This is a genomic window from Veillonella sp. S13053-19 (genome assembly GCF_002959835.1).
GTDB classification, from domain to species: Bacteria; Bacillota; Negativicutes; order Veillonellales; family Veillonellaceae; genus Veillonella; species Veillonella rogosae.
Genome location: NZ_PPDA01000002.1, coordinates 161,600 through 176,517, shown reverse-complemented (window position 1 = coordinate 176,517; position 14,918 = coordinate 161,600). Strand labels below are relative to the sequence as shown.

Below are 14,918 nucleotides of genomic sequence, written 5' to 3'. Positions count from 1 at the left end.
TTCAATTTTGGGCGGCATAGGCCATATTTGCCAGAAATCAGCTATCTGTCTACGAAATGTACGGCCCTGCCCAGGCATGTCCTGTTGTGTTTCTTTACTAAATAACCAATTTAGAAATCGATGAAAACATTTAGTAGTATTATCAATAGTTTGTGTAAAGGTGATGTTACACTGCTTACAATGCCATCGTTGTGATCCAGCTTTAGTTTTCCCATATTTTTGACAAGAAAATCCACAATTTATACATCTTACCAGCATGATTATTCCCTCCACTTAGAACACGATTTTCTAAGAAGATATAACCTTATTGAAGCCAGTAAAATCAAGGGGTTTGGGACTTTTTACCAACACATTTTGTCCACCCTCTAAGTTTATCAAAAGAACTTAAAATGGCGATGGAAGCAGTAATTTACTGGCTCCATCCCCTATAAAACCAACACGTTTTGTCCTATAACCCTAAAAAGATTTATAGGCAAACAAAAAGGCGTAAGCTCAAATGAGCTTACGCCTTTTTTATGGCTAAATGTTATGGAGGTAGAAAGGATTAGCAGTTATAACCGCGCCATCTAGTTTCAACTACGAGACGTTCAAGAGCAACCATGTACGCTGCTTGACGAGGTGGTACATTGTATTTATGTTGCATTTCCCAAACAGCTTCGAAGCTATTTTGCATGTTTTTAGTTAATCTTTCGTTAACTTCTTCTTCAGTCCAGTAGAAGCTTGCTTTGTTTTGTACCCATTCATAGTAGGATACAACTACGCCGCCGCCGTTAGCAAGAACGTCAGGGATGATGTCGATACCTTTTTCATAGAAGTATTTATCTGCATCATTAGTAGTAGGGCCATTAGCACCTTCCAAGATGATTTTAGCTTGGATGTTTTCCATGTTGTCTTTGTTCAATTGGTTTTCAAGAGCTGCCATGTACAATACATCAACTGGTTGAGCCAATAATTCTTGAGCGCCAATTGTAGTCATACCTGGTTCGCTGTAACCTTCAAGAGAACGACCATGGGAGTTAGCATATTCGTATGCTTTTTCCACATCAATACCGTTAGGGTTGTAGATGTTAACGCTTACGTCGCCGATAGCCACAACTTTAGCGCCTGCTTGAGCGATAAGACGAGCACCTACGGAACCTACGTTACCGAAGCCTTGAACTGCTACAGTAAGGTTTTTGATGTCTAAGTTTTTCTTAGCTAAGTAACTTTGTAATGCGATGAGACAGCCGCGACCAGTCGCTTCATTACGACCTAAGGAACCGCCTACTTCGATAGGTTTACCAGTAACGATACCAGGGCTCCATTCGCCTTTTAATGTGCTGTATTCGTCAGCGATCCAACTCATGATTTGAGAGTTTGTATTTACGTCTGGAGCTGGAACGTCAGTATTAACACCAATGATTGGCGCAATACGACGTACGAAGTTACGAGTTAAGCGTTCTAATTCGCGAGGGTTTAAAGTTTTAGGATCAACTTTAATACCGCCTTTACCGCCGCCATAAGGAATGTTAGCGATGGCGTTTTTAATAGTCATCCAAGCTGCCAATGCACGAACTTCGTTTTCATCGGAATCTGGATGGAAGCGAAGACCACCTTTAGCGCTGCCGCGTAATGTGGAGTGTTGGCAACGATAGCCTTCGTATACGCGAACTTCACCATTGTCTAGTTGAAGAGGTACTGCTACCTTTAATTCGCGTTCTGGATGACGCAATACTTCGTAATCGCTACGAGAATAGCCGAGTTTCTCAGCTGCTACGTCTAAAGTGTTTAGCATGTTTTCATATGGGTTGTAACCGCTCATAATTGCCTCCTGAATATCAGAGTAAATTTATTAATTGTGCTAAATTTTCACATACTTATGTATTCGACGTTGTATACATAATACCCTTTTCGTTTTTATAAATATATTCTATAGTTTTGAATCTTTAAAAGTAAGTAAAAATATAGATAAATACTGTGATTTTACTCACTGCTATTAAAGGAGAAAAAATTGCTTTAGCCTTCTGCGGCTAGTGTATAAAATTGCTCAGTTGTTTTGATTTAATGTATAAATTTGCTTTAGTAGTTTTGGCGTAGTGTATAAATTTCTTTTAGTTGACCGAGATTAGTATGTAAATTAAAAGCTTTCAAAAAAATAAGAGCCCTTATTCGGAGGAATAAGGACCCTTATGTGTGTAATGATTTAATTAATCGATTGATTAATGTTTTTCAGCAGCAGAGCTGTCTGTAGTTTGACCATCGCCCCACCATACTAAACCTTCTTGAGTAGGTAGTACTTTTTTGTTGAATACAGGGACTTTGATGCCACGGCGTTTTTGATCTACGTAGTCAGCAAGTGCAGCAACTGCTTGTTTGTTAAGAAGCACGATAGCTGTTACGTTTGTAAGAACTAGAAGTGCCATGAATAAATCGGCAGCATTCCATACAAGTTCAAGGGATGCAACGGAACCAATGTAAGACATTGCTACTACACCAAGACGGAAGAGATTTAGATAAATCTTTTTATCGGTAAGGTGAGTGATGTTGATTTCGCCATAGTAGTAGTTACCAACTAGGGAACTGAAGGAGAACATAACGATGAACAATGCCATTGCGTATGGAGCCCATGGACCAAGTTCTTGTGCTAAGTTATGTTGTACCAATGCAACGCCTGTAAGACCTGTAGTCGTGTAATCGCCAATGATAAGAACGATGAACGCAGATGCTGTACAGATGATGAATGTTGTTAAGTATACGCCGAACGCTTGGATTAAACCTTGTTCAACTGGGTGATTTGCAGTAGCAGTAGCCGCTGCGTTAGGAACGGAACCTTGACCAGCTTCGTTGGAGAATAGACCACGTTTGATACCAGTCATCATAACGGCACCGAAGAGACCGCCACCAGCTGCATCAAGTGTGAATGCATGAGAGAAGATGGAGTAGAATACATGCGGCAATTGTGTAATGTTAGTAATCATAACGTATAATGCTGTGCCGATGTAAGCAAATGCCATTACTGGAACTAGGATTTCTGCAACTTTTGCAACTGCACTTAAGCCACCGAATACGATGAATAAAATTAAGACAGCTACGATACCGCCAGTAATATGAGCAGGAACATCAAGAGTTACCAAGGATGCTGCTAATGTATTAGCTTGTACGGAGTTGTAAATCCAACCGAATGTGATCGTAATAAGTACTGCGAATAAAACGGAGAAGCCAGGGCTATTCAAACCTTGACGGATGTAGTAAGCTGGACCACCATAGAAACCACCATTAGCTAGAGGTTTTTTGTAGATTTGGGCCAATGTACATTCTACGAAGCCTGTGGAGGCACCAAGAAGTGCGATAACCCACATCCAGAAGATAGCACCAGGGCCACCGATTACTACGGCAATCGCGATACCTGCGATGTTACCAACACCTACACGAGATGCTGTAGTTACGCAGAACGCTTGGAATGAAGAAATGTGATTCTTTTCAGTTTTCTCACCAGCACTACTTGCAATGAGTCGAATCATTTCACCTAAGTATCGAATTTGTACGAATTTAGTTGTAAATGTGAAATAAAGACCTGCACCGATGAGGATGAAGATAATAAGATAATCCCACAAATATCCATTGATCAAAGATATTGTAGCGTTTAACTGGGCTTGCATTGAGTATCAGTCCTTTCTCTAAATAAAGCCATATAAATCGCACGCCTTTAGAATAAATTATACAACGAATGTATGTAAAAAAGACATAGTATCATGACTAAAAGCTATGCTAATTCAGTACTAGGTTTAGTAAAAAAAATTATAACTTAGGCAGGAAAACTTTAAAAGTTCAATTAACATGTGGATTAAAAGGATATGAGAGAAAAGCATAATACTGGATACAAAATACAAAATCACAGCTCAAAGAGCTGTGATTTTATGTTTTTCGTATGTAGTTGTGTATTACTTCTGAGAATGACCGAATTCTTGGGACTCTTCCATACCTTGTAATAAGGTTTGTTCTGAATGCTCCATGTGTAGTCTAGCTAACTTGCGAGCTTGAGTAGCATTATGAGAAGCGATAGCCTCTACGAGTTGCCGATGTTCTTCCCAAGTTTTTCTAAGTCGACCAGGTTGGTTCATAGAGAAACTACGGAAGCGGTAGGTTTGTTCGCGCAAGTTATGAACAATATCTGCTAGTCGTTCGTTACGAGATGCACGGTATAGCACTTCGTGGAACTCTACATCCGCAGCTACGACGGAATCCATGTCTTTATTTTCCATGTGGTCGCCGATTTCTACAAGCATTCGTTCTAAGGTTTCGATTTCTTCTTCAGTGATGCGTTCTGCTGCAAGACCTGCGGCTAATTCTTCGAGGGCTGATCGAATTTCAAATACTTGGGTAATATCTTTTAAAGAAATATTGGCAACGTAAGTACCACGACGAGGAACCATAACGACAAAGCCTTCTAGTTCTAATTTACGAATGGCTTCGCGAATCGGAGTGCGGCTCACGCCCAACTCTTCAGCGAGAGGGATTTCCATGAGACGTTCACCAGGCTTTAACACACCATCTTGGATGGCTTGACGCAATGTTTCACTTACAACTTCTCTCAGTGGTTTATACGCATCGAGTCGTATAGGTTGTAACCGTTTTGTCATGGTAAGTCCTCCTGTGTACATGTTTTAGTAATGAGGGAAAGCCAATCGTGGCCAGCTGCTTTAATTTCCTCTTGGAGCTGCAATGCCTCCATTGGTTTATTAAGTAATACTACCATCGTTGGACCGCTGCCAGTCATGATGGTTGGGTATCCGCGGCTTGTAAAGAACTCTTTACAGATTACAAGTTCTTCGTGATCTGGGAATAATAGCTCTTCAAAGGTATTGGCGCTACTAGTGAAAGCAGATGCCAAGTCGTTGTTTTCAACGTGGCTTAATACAGTATCAATTGTTTTCTTAGTAGCTTCGGATTTACCGTTAAAGCGACCATAAGCAGCTGCTGTAGAAACAGATACCTTTGGTTTAACGAGTAATAACCAGTGCGGTTCTGGCGATTGTTTATAGGTTAGTATTTCGCCGCGACCTGTGCCGCGAGCTGTACCACCTTGCAATAGAAATGGTACGTCAGAGCCGAGAGTGGCACCGATTTTTAACAGCTCCTCTTGAGTGAGGCGTAAGTCCCAGAAGCGATTGAGGCCTAATAGCATGGCTGCTGCATCTGCACTGCCACCGCCGAGACCTGCTTGAATAGGAATGCGTTTTAATAAATGAATGGCAGCACCTGCCTTACAACCTGTATAGGCTTGCACTGCACGTAACGCTTTGAGCGATAAATTGTCTTCGTCGTAGGTTACCAGTTTTTGCATATAGTCTGGCAACTCTGGAGCACCTCCAGAAAACACTACGGAATGGTGTTTAGCAAAATAAATAGAGTCGCTAAGACGAATGGATTGGAAAATGGAATCGATATCGTGGTAGCCGTCGTCACGCTTACCCGTAATAGCCAGACCGATGTTGATTTTACTGCAACCGAGTTGCTCAAAACTTTTACTCATAATAGCCTCGTTCATAATGTACATAATATATGCAGTTTATATGTTTATTTTATACTGTTATAAAGTGATTGAAAATAACCATTAAGTGGTTTATGATGATTTTGTATACACATGTTGTTCAATTCTTAACAGTATTGTAAATAGCGTATAGTTTAGTTAGTTCATTATAGAATATTTATAGTGAAATAGCAATTTGGAGGGAGCTATGTTCGCCAAGTATAAAGATGTTGTGTATCAATGCCTTATGGTCGCCGTTGGATGTGCCATATTTGGTGCCGGTATTGATGCTTTTGTATTGCCTCATAAACTAGTTAGTACTGGTATTAGTGGGGTCGGTTTGATTTTATACTATGTAACGGGCTTATCCGTTGGTTCTTGGAATATGATTTTAAATATTCCTATATTCTGGGCTGCTTGGAAATGGCTTGGTACGCGTGTCGTAGTAAAGACGCTATACGGGACACTCATGTTATCTTGGATGATCGATCTCTTTGATTTCCTGCAGTATGACATGATTATTAAGGATCCTTTGCTGAGTTCCATGATGGCTGGTATTACGACTGGTGTGGGTCTTGGTATTGTCTACCGTGTAGGCGGTAATACGGGTGGTCTTGATCCAATTGCTCTTATCGTTCGAAAATATTATGGCCTTCAAATGGGATCTATTAATAGTGCCATCAACTGTGCCATTCTATTAGCTGCTGTAGGCGTTGTCGGTCTTGAAGCAGTAGCGGTAACACTTATTAGTGTGTATGTATATACTATTATAACCAATAAGGTTGTTATCGGTTTCAACCAACGAAAGGTTGCTTTCATCATCACCTATCGTACCGATGATGTTTGCGAATGTATCATCAACAAGGTAGGTCGTGGCGCAACGATCATCGAAGGTGTTGGGGCCTATACTCGAACGCCAAAAAATATTGTTATGGTAGCGGTTAACCTGTTACAAGTTAACAAATTGAAAGAGGTTATTGAAGAAGCAGATCCAAATGTATTTATCTTGATTACCGATGCTCAAGAGGTTATCGGTCAAGGTTTTACTCGTCCTATTTTGCCTACTGAGGTAACCAATCAGTTGAAAGCACAAGGCACAATAGCTCAAGATGCCACTGCTGTTGTAACTGATAACAAATAAAACAGCTATAGAAATAAAAAATAACAAATATAAATAATATTTTTATGGAAATTGTTGTTCTTTGTCATCTTATATTAATTATGTGTAAATATAATGTTTTGGTGAATGTTATATACATTTTGTAGATTACTTGTATCTGATTGTAAAAATATAAAATTAATAATTCGAGAGAGATTCTCTCATGATGAGGTTAGGAGGTTCCTATGGCTCACAAATTAGCAGGTACGCCTGTACAAGAACAAGATATTATTGATGTGCAAACCCTTGTGGATGCTTATTTTGATAATGCACCGGATATTACAGATCCGACACAACTAGTATCCTTTGGTACATCTGGCCATCGTGGTACATCCTTAAATGGTACTTTCACAGATTTACATGTAGCGGCTATTACGCAGGCTATCTGTGATGGCCGTGGGCAATTTGGCGCTACTGGTCCGCTCTTTGTTGGGCAAGATACACATGCATTGTCTCAGCCTGCCCTAATAACTGTGCTAGAGGTGCTCGCTGGTAATGGCGTGATGGCTATGGTTGATGCGAATATGGATTTCGTACCCACACCATCTGTGTCTCGCGCGATTATTCGCTATAATGAAAGCCACGATCATATGGCGGATGGCATTGTGATTACACCATCTCATAATCCTCCAGATAATGGTGGTATCAAGTACAATACGACGAATGGTGGTCCTGCGGATACCCTTGTTACAAAGTGGATTGAAACTCGCGCTAATGAGTATGTACGTGCATACTGTGAATTAGAAGGGTTCAAACGGATTAGTATCGATAATATTGAACCAGACCGACAAGTTCCATATGATTATAAAGGTTTATATGTTGAAGAATTATCTTCTATCATCAATATGGAAGCTATTCAAAGTGCTAAACCGAAGGTTCTTGTAAACGCTCTCGGCGGTAGTGGTTTTGGTTATTGGCGCGCTATTAAAGAGCGTTATAATCTCAATATGGATATTATCAATGATGAGTACGATCCAACCTTTAGCTTTATGACGTATGACCATGATGGCAAGGTTCGCATGGATTGCTCCTCTGAATATGCCATGGCCGACGTTATCAAGCAAATCGGTAACTATGATTTGGCCGTAGGTAATGATCCTGACTATGACCGCTATGGTATCGTTAGTGCGGATGGTCTTACCTCTCCAAATGCATTCCTTGTAACTGCTGCGGATTATCTATTTACAACGCGTGGTTGGAAGGATAAAGGGGTAGGTAAAACCGTTGTTTGTACTACAATGATTGATAAATGGGCGGCCGTAAAAGATATTCCTGTTTATGAAGTACCTGTAGGTTTTAAATATTTCAGCTCTTTATTATTTGATGGCGAAATTGGAATCGGTGGCGAAGAATCTGCTGGTGCATCATTCCTCAAAAAAGACGGTACCGTATGGACTACCGATAAAGATGGTATGGTAATGGCTCTATTGGCCATGGAAATGTACGCTGTAATGGGCGCTACTGTAGATAGACTGTATAACAATATTGTCGAAGGTTGTGGAGACCCTCGTTTTGGTCGTATTGATGCGGCTTGTACGAAGGCAGCTAAGGCTAAGTTGAAACAGTTAAATGCAAGCTCTATTACGGCTACAGAGGTCGATGGAGATGCTATTACGAATGTACGCACTACGTCCTTGTACAAGGATATGCCTATTGATGGTGTTCGTGTAGAAACCGAAACCGGTTGGTTTGTGGCTCGTCCTTCTGGCACGGAAGACTTATATAAAATTTATGGTGAAAGCTATAAAGGGGATAAAGGTCTTATCGCACTCTTAACGGCGGGTGAAGAAATTGTTACAGCCGCATTGTCTGACGAAGTGTAATAGCCACATGGGCTGCTGCAGTATAACTGCTGCTGTGTTTGAAGAGGTGGAACCTACTGATTTTACATGAAAACTCATAAAGATTTCACCGTCTAAAAGTAATAAATGTGATATAATATATTAATATAGTTTATTGAATGCCCTATATTGGCTATATAGTTTGTAGTGCTTAGAAAAGGTGATGTTATGAAATTAGTTGTTACCGTTGTCGGCGTTGACCGCGTTGGTATCATAGCTGGGGTTAGTACAGTACTTGCTGACCACGGTGTAAATATTATGTCTATTAATCAAACCATTCTTGATGGCGTTTTCAATATGATTATGATGTGTGAAACAAAGTCTGAAGATATGAAAAACCTTACATCTATCCAAGAGGCTTTGAATACACAAGGTAAAGAACTTGGTGTTGAAATCCGTGCACAGCATGCAGATATTTTCTTGAGCATGCACCGTGTAGGATAGGAGGCACTATGTTATCTATCGACAATATTTTAGAAACGAATCAGATGATTCATGATAACAAGCTTGATGTTCGTACCATTACGATGGGGATTAGCTTGTTAGAATGCGCATCTAGCTCTGGTAAAGAGCTATGTGATCGCATTTATGATCGCATTACAAAAGAAGCAGAACACCTTGTATCTACAGGTGAAGATATTGAGCGCGAGTTCGGTATTCCTATCATCAACAAGCGTATCTCTGTAACGCCAATTTCTCTAGTGGCTGGTGGTAGTGATTTAACATCTTATGTACCTGTAGCAGAAGCTATGGATCGCGCTGCGAAGGCCGTAGGGGTTAACTTTATCGGCGGTTTCTCTGCCCTTGTAACAAAGGGGGCTACTCGAGCTGACCGCATTTTGATTGACTCTATTCCTGAAGCATTAGCAACTACGGATATCGTATGTAGCTCCGTTGCGGTAGGTTCCACTAAAACTGGTATTAATATGGACGCCGTGCGCGACATGGGTATCATCGTTAAGAAAACTGCTGAACTTACAAAGGATAATGATGCTCTTGGCTGTGCTAAGCTAGTTATTTTCTGTAATCCTGTTGAGGATAATCCATTTATGGCGGGTGCCTTCTTCGGTGTCACTGAAGGGGATAGCGCCATTTCTGTAGGCGTATCTGGCCCAGGTGTTGTTAAACATGCTCTTGAATCCGTTCGTGGTCAATCCTTTGACGTTGTAGCAGAAACTATTAAACGTACTGCTTTCAAAATTACTCGTGTAGGCCAATTGGTAGCACAAGAGGCATCTCGCCGTCTTGGTAAACCATTTGGTATTATCGATTTATCTTTGGCTCCAACGCCAGCTGTAGGTGACTCGGTAGCTCATGTTCTTGAGGAAATGGGCTTGTCCTCGTGTGGTTGTCATGGTACTACGGCAGCACTTGCATTATTGAATGATGCAGTGAAAAAGGGTGGCCTTATGGCATCCTCTCACGTTGGTGGTCTCAGTGGTGCATTTATCCCTGTATCTGAAGATGCGGGCATGATTGATGCCGTATCTTGTGGCAGTTTAACACTTGATAAATTAGAGGCTATGACATGTGTATGTTCTGTAGGCCTTGATATGATTGCGATTCCTGGCGATACAACGGCTGATACAATTTCTGCCATTATTGCAGATGAGTCAGCTATTGGTATGATTAATAATAAGACAACTGCAGTTCGGGTAATTCCTGTACCAGGTAAAACTGTTGGAGAGGTTGTTGAGTTTGGTGGGCTATTAGGTTATGCCCCAATTATTGAAGTGAGTCCGTATAGTGCAGCTGAGTTCATCGCTCGTGGTGGTCGTATTCCTGCACCTATTCGTAGCTTAACGAACTAATCCCGTTTTTCAACCTAGTTGTTGGAGGTGTCTTATGAGTGATTATGTGCTCGATTATGTATGGGCCTTTGCTCTAGCGCTCATCATAACCTTTGCACTAACCCCTTTGGTGAAACGCTTTGCCATTGCCGTCGGGGCAATAGATAAACCAGATGCCCGTAAGGTGCATCATGGTGCGATTCCACGACTTGGTGGATTAGCAATCTTTCTCGGTTATGTCGGGTCGGTCCTCTTTAATGGATCTATCCCGCATGATCATAAATTATTTGGCTTTGTACTTGGTACTGTTATTCTTGTGCTTGTTGGCATTTGGGATGATATTAAACAGATTGAGCCAAAAACTAAGTTAATGGGCCAAATCATAGCAGCTGCTATTTTGGTGGCTTATGATATTCGTGTAGATTTCATCAACCTTCCTTGGGGTGGTGTAGTATACCTTAAATATTGGGCAGCTCCATTGACGATCTTCTGGATTGTAGGCTTTACGAATATCGTAAACCTCATCGATGGCCTTGATGGGTTGGCAGCAGGTATTTCCTTTATAGCATGCATTGCTGTATGTGCGATGACATTACAACTTGGTCAAACTGACTTAGCATGTATATCTCTTGCACTTGCAGGTGCAACAGTAGGGTTCTTGCGGTATAACTTTAACCCAGCGAAAATTTTCATGGGTGATACGGGTTCTATGCTCCTCGGTTATACTTTAGCAGCTATTTCTGTAATGGGTGCTGTTAAAACAGCAGCTACTATTGCATTAGTAGTTCCTGCAATCGTACTTGGCTTACCAATTCTGGATACATTATTTGCTATCGTACGCCGTAAAATTAGCGGTCGTCCAATTTTTAAGCCTGATAAAGGCCATGTGCATCATCGTTTGTTAGCTCAAGGTTTATCTCAAAAACAAGCGGTGCTAATGATGTATGCCGTAACAGCTCTGTTTGGTGGCGTGTCCGTCATCGTAGCAGAGGTCAATGCTTGGATTGGTATTGCATTGGTACTCGTTATCTTCTTAGGCAGTATTTTTGTGGCTCGTCGCCTTGGGGTTATTACCCATAGTGATGCGGCTGGACATCCATTACCACGTCCTACAATTGAACGCAGCGATTCAGATGAAACTATTTCCTTTGATCGTGAAGAATTGGCAAAAGCTTTAGAGGAATCAGAGGGTTCCCATAAGGAATAACCATATGTGGGGCGCTTGGCGCCCCATTTTTTCTATCCTACTATGTTGGAGGCAACTATGTTAAAAGTTATGACAATCTTTGGTACAAGACCTGAGGCTATCAAGATGGCTCCTCTTGTAAAAGCACTAGAAGCAGCACCAGATATGGAGCCGATTGTAACCGTTACGGCACAACATCGCGATATGCTCGACCAAGTACTAAACTTGTTTAATATTACCCCTGATTACGACTTAAATATTATGAGCCAAGGCCAAACCTTGTACGATGTGACAAATCGTGCCTTGTTAGGTCTTAAGGATGTACTAGAAGAAGCAAAACCTGATGTAGTACTCGTTCATGGTGATACTACAACTACCTTTGCAGGTGCTTTGGCATCTTTCTATCAAGAGATTCCTGTAGGCCATGTAGAAGCGGGCCTTCGTACTGGTGATATTTACTCTCCGTTCCCAGAAGAAATGAACCGTAAATTGACGGGTTCTATTGCGACCTATCACTTTGCACCGACTTCTAGCTCTGAAAGCAATCTTAAGAAAGAAAATATCAATACAGATCATCTATATGTAACAGGTAATACAGTTATCGATGCCCTTGATACAACCGTACAAGATAATTATGTATTCGACGATGCGGCTATTAATGGTCTAGATCCTGAAAAACGCACAGTTCTTGTTACTACACATCGCCGTGAAAACTTGGGTGAGCCTATGCGCCACGTATATCAAGCTATTCGCGATTTAATTAATGAATTTGAAGATATTCAAGTTGTGTTCCCTGTACATAAGAATCCTAAGGTTCGCCAAGTGGTGCAAGAGGAACTTGGTTCTGTAGAACGTGTTACCTTAATTGATCCACTTGATTATGAACCATTTGCGAACTTAATGGCTAAATCTTATTTGATTCTTACTGATTCTGGTGGGATTCAAGAGGAAGCGCCAGCCCTTGGTAAACCGGTTCTCGTATTGCGCGATACAACAGAACGCCCTGAAGCTGTTGAAGCTGGTACGGTTCGCCTAGTAGGTACTGATAAAGATGCAGTACATGCAGCGGCTCATGAATTGTTGAGCAATACAGCAGCTTATAAATTGATGTCTAACTCCGTTAACCCTTACGGTGACGGCAAAGCATCTGAACGCATCATCCAAGCGTTGCGCCATGAGTTCTTAGGCGATCCTAATCGTCCTGAACGATTTGGTAAATAATATGGATAAGGATCTTGTGAAAGCCCTCGCTATGGCAACATCAGCGGGGCTCACACTCGTTTTCTGTATAGGTGGTTTCATTTGGATTGGATATACACTGGATAGTTGGTTTAGAACTGAACCGTTATGTATGATTGTATTTGGTCTTATTGGAGCTATAGTAGGTTTTTATATGTTATACAAACAAGTTAAGTAGTGAGGTATATATGAATCAATATGTAAAATTCATAGTGCGTGTGCTGCTGACTTGTTTTTTTATTGCCTTTTTAGGCGGTATAATACAAGTTTTATGTGGCCTAGAACAGTATCTATGGGGATGGTTTTGGGGGATTTTTATAATGGTACTCTACTTGCTAAGTTTAGCTTTGCATGGTCAATCCATTGTATCCGGGGATCCTTACAAAGTCGTTCGTAAAGCTCGTAGACAGATGATATGGCGTCTTATGTTAGTAGGTTCATTAGTAGTCTTAGGATTAAAGATTCCCGGTATAGAGGCTATTAGCATGTTTGTTGGTGTGGCACTTATTCAGCCCGCATTATATGTTGTTTACTGGTGGCTTAGTCGACATTTCTAATCTAATGATGTGTTAAATTATAGATATATTCCAATAATGCATTATACACAATACATTTATGAGTAATTAGAATTGTTTACCTTTCAACTGTTGATTATATATCTATAACGATGTATGATGATACATATATATTATATTTATATTTATTGTAAATATATTAGTTCTTTATTATGTCTATGGAAGGGGTTGAGAACGTGGAATTACATGCGGGACACCATGAAGTCGTGCAGTGGTTAGGGTTGACATTTAATTTGGATACTTTAATTGCTACATGGGTTACTATGGCTATTGTAATACTGATAACAGTACTAGCCACCCGGGGACGAAAATTGGTGCCTGTAGGCTTGCAAAATATAGTTGAATCTATATTGGAAGGCTTAGAGGGGCAATTAGCTCCGAACTTAGGTCGTCATTGGCCAATGGTGAGTTCCTTGTTATTTACGTTTTTCTTATTTATTTTTGTAGGAAACGAACTGGGCTTACTGCCAACGTTTAAGGCTTTAACATCACCAACATCCGATATTAATACTACAATTGCATTAGCTCTATGTAGCACATTAGTGGTATGGGTTATGGGGATTAAAGTTAAAGGCTTATCCTATTTCAATCATTTTGTTCAACCATATAAGGCTTTGTTAATCCTTAATATCTTTGAAGAAATTGCAAAACCAGTTACACTTGCTTTCCGTCTATTCGGCAATATCGTAGCTGGTGAAATTCTGTTAGAAGTATTGTACAATTTGCCTTGGTTTGTACCGGTACCATGGATATGGATTGCTTTTAGTTTATTCATTGGTATTATTCAAGCCTTTATTTTTACCGTTCTTACTGCCTCCTACTTGGGGATGGCTCTTAGTGAGGATCATTAATTTTTTATGGAGGGTATATTATGGAAGCTCAAGGTTTATTCGCATTAGCAGCAGCAATCGCAGTAGGTTGTGGTGCCATTGGTGCAGGTATCGGTGACGGTCTTGTATCTAGCAAAGTAATTGAAGGTATTACGCGTCAACCTGAATTGCGTGGTCAATTGATGTCTACTATGTTCGTAGCGATTGGTTTGATCGAAGCGATGCCTATCATCGGTGTAGTAGTAGCATTTATTTTGTTATTCAGATAATAACGAGGAGGAATAACCTTGGTTGACTTAAGCCTTGGAACGATTCTTGCTCAAATGTTGAACTTTTTTATATTAGTTTGGCTATTAGCTCGTTTTGCATATAAACCATTATTGGCTATGATGACAGAACGTAAAGAACGAATTGCTAAAGACTTAGAAGCTGCAGAAAAAGCTCGTGTAGAGGCAGAGGGCTTTAAAGCTGATTATGCTGCTCAAATTGCTAAAGCACGTCAAGAAGCACAACAAATTGTTGAAAAAGCAGTTCAAGAAGCAGAACATACAACACGCGAACAATTAGCGACAGCACGTGAACAAATTGAACAAGAAAAAAATCGTGCTCGTCAAGATATCGCTATTGAACGCGATCGCGCTATGAACAGCTTGCGCAATGAAGTTGTTTCCTTATCTGTAGCTATGGCTGGTAAAGTTGTTGCTAAAGATATGAACAGCGAAACTAATACAAAATTGATCGAAGACGCTATTCGTCAACTTGATAGTAAAACGATAGGGTTGTGATACG

General features: G+C 40.6%; 15 protein-coding genes and 1 pseudogene. 11 read left to right on the top strand and 5 right to left on the bottom strand.

Annotation, left to right across the window (positions count from 1 at the left end; all coding sequences use genetic code 11):
* From VEHSUH06_RS00975 to ispE, 5 genes and pseudogenes are all read right to left on the bottom strand, one after another.
* Window positions 1–258 (bottom strand): annotated as a pseudogene (locus VEHSUH06_RS00975) (IS256 family transposase); the annotation flags it as partial.
* A 286-nt stretch (window positions 259–544) separates the two neighbouring features.
* A complete protein-coding gene (locus VEHSUH06_RS00970; RefSeq protein WP_009352522.1) occupies window positions 545–1,801 on the bottom strand; it encodes a Glu/Leu/Phe/Val dehydrogenase in 1,257 nt (418 codons plus the stop codon).
* Window positions 1,802–2,198: 397 nt separating this feature from the next.
* Window positions 2,199–3,638: a sodium:alanine symporter family protein gene (locus VEHSUH06_RS00965; RefSeq protein ID WP_105081621.1), complete on the bottom strand. Its 1,440-nt coding sequence runs from the start codon at window positions 3,636–3,638 to the stop codon at window positions 2,199–2,201.
* A gap of 282 nt (window positions 3,639–3,920) precedes the next feature.
* Window positions 3,921–4,619 carry a GntR family transcriptional regulator gene (locus VEHSUH06_RS00960; RefSeq protein ID WP_105097433.1) on the bottom strand — a complete coding sequence of 233 codons (699 nt, stop codon included), beginning with the start codon at window positions 4,617–4,619 and terminating at the stop codon, window positions 3,921–3,923.
* Window positions 4,616–5,512, bottom strand: a complete 897-nt coding sequence (gene ispE / locus VEHSUH06_RS00955; protein WP_105097432.1) for a 4-(cytidine 5'-diphospho)-2-C-methyl-D-erythritol kinase — start codon at window positions 5,510–5,512, stop codon at window positions 4,616–4,618. Before ispE ends, VEHSUH06_RS00960 begins: the two co-directional genes overlap by 4 nt.
* Before the next feature lie 205 nt (window positions 5,513–5,717).
* On the opposite strand from ispE, the gene VEHSUH06_RS00950 reads away from it, so the two are divergent.
* The 11 genes from VEHSUH06_RS00950 (at window position 5,718) to atpF (ending at window position 14,914) form a co-directional block, all read left to right on the top strand.
* Window positions 5,718–6,650 (top strand): YitT family protein, encoded by a 933-nt coding sequence (locus VEHSUH06_RS00950; protein ID WP_105097431.1) that lies wholly within the window; start codon window positions 5,718–5,720, stop codon window positions 6,648–6,650.
* A 203-nt stretch (window positions 6,651–6,853) separates the two neighbouring features.
* The gene (locus VEHSUH06_RS00945) at window positions 6,854–8,491 is read left to right on the top strand and encodes a phosphoglucomutase (protein ID WP_105097430.1); all 1,638 of its coding nucleotides are present in this window, start codon (window positions 6,854–6,856) and stop codon (window positions 8,489–8,491) included.
* A 186-nt stretch (window positions 8,492–8,677) separates the two neighbouring features.
* On the top strand, window positions 8,678–8,953 hold the full coding sequence (locus VEHSUH06_RS00940) for an ACT domain-containing protein (RefSeq protein ID WP_105097429.1): 276 nt from the start codon (window positions 8,678–8,680) through the stop codon (window positions 8,951–8,953).
* Between the two features lie 8 nt (window positions 8,954–8,961).
* Window positions 8,962–10,320 carry a PFL family protein gene (locus VEHSUH06_RS00935; RefSeq protein WP_009352253.1) on the top strand — a complete coding sequence of 453 codons (1,359 nt, stop codon included), beginning with the start codon at window positions 8,962–8,964 and terminating at the stop codon, window positions 10,318–10,320.
* A gap of 34 nt (window positions 10,321–10,354) precedes the next feature.
* The gene (locus VEHSUH06_RS00930; protein WP_105097428.1) at window positions 10,355–11,506 is read left to right on the top strand and encodes a glycosyltransferase family 4 protein; all 1,152 of its coding nucleotides are present in this window, start codon (window positions 10,355–10,357) and stop codon (window positions 11,504–11,506) included.
* A 57-nt stretch (window positions 11,507–11,563) separates the two neighbouring features.
* A complete protein-coding gene (gene wecB / locus VEHSUH06_RS00925; protein ID WP_009352506.1) occupies window positions 11,564–12,706 on the top strand; it encodes a non-hydrolyzing UDP-N-acetylglucosamine 2-epimerase in 1,143 nt (380 codons plus the stop codon).
* Between the two features lies 1 nt (window position 12,707).
* Complete coding sequence (locus VEHSUH06_RS00920; protein WP_105097427.1) at window positions 12,708–12,902, top strand: AtpZ/AtpI family protein; 195 nt, start codon at window positions 12,708–12,710, stop codon at window positions 12,900–12,902.
* A 10-nt stretch (window positions 12,903–12,912) separates the two neighbouring features.
* Window positions 12,913–13,281, top strand: a complete 369-nt coding sequence (locus VEHSUH06_RS00915) for a Tat pathway signal protein (protein ID WP_105097426.1) — start codon at window positions 12,913–12,915, stop codon at window positions 13,279–13,281.
* A 170-nt stretch (window positions 13,282–13,451) separates the two neighbouring features.
* Window positions 13,452–14,150: a F0F1 ATP synthase subunit A gene (gene atpB, locus VEHSUH06_RS00910; RefSeq protein WP_105097425.1), complete on the top strand. Its 699-nt coding sequence runs from the start codon at window positions 13,452–13,454 to the stop codon at window positions 14,148–14,150.
* A 20-nt stretch (window positions 14,151–14,170) separates the two neighbouring features.
* Window positions 14,171–14,398, top strand: a complete 228-nt coding sequence (gene atpE / locus VEHSUH06_RS00905; protein WP_004695064.1) for a F0F1 ATP synthase subunit C — start codon at window positions 14,171–14,173, stop codon at window positions 14,396–14,398.
* 18 nt (window positions 14,399–14,416) lie between these two features.
* Window positions 14,417–14,914, top strand: a complete 498-nt coding sequence (atpF, locus tag VEHSUH06_RS00900) for a F0F1 ATP synthase subunit B (RefSeq protein WP_009352521.1) — start codon at window positions 14,417–14,419, stop codon at window positions 14,912–14,914.
* Window positions 14,915–14,918 lie beyond the last annotated feature (4 nt).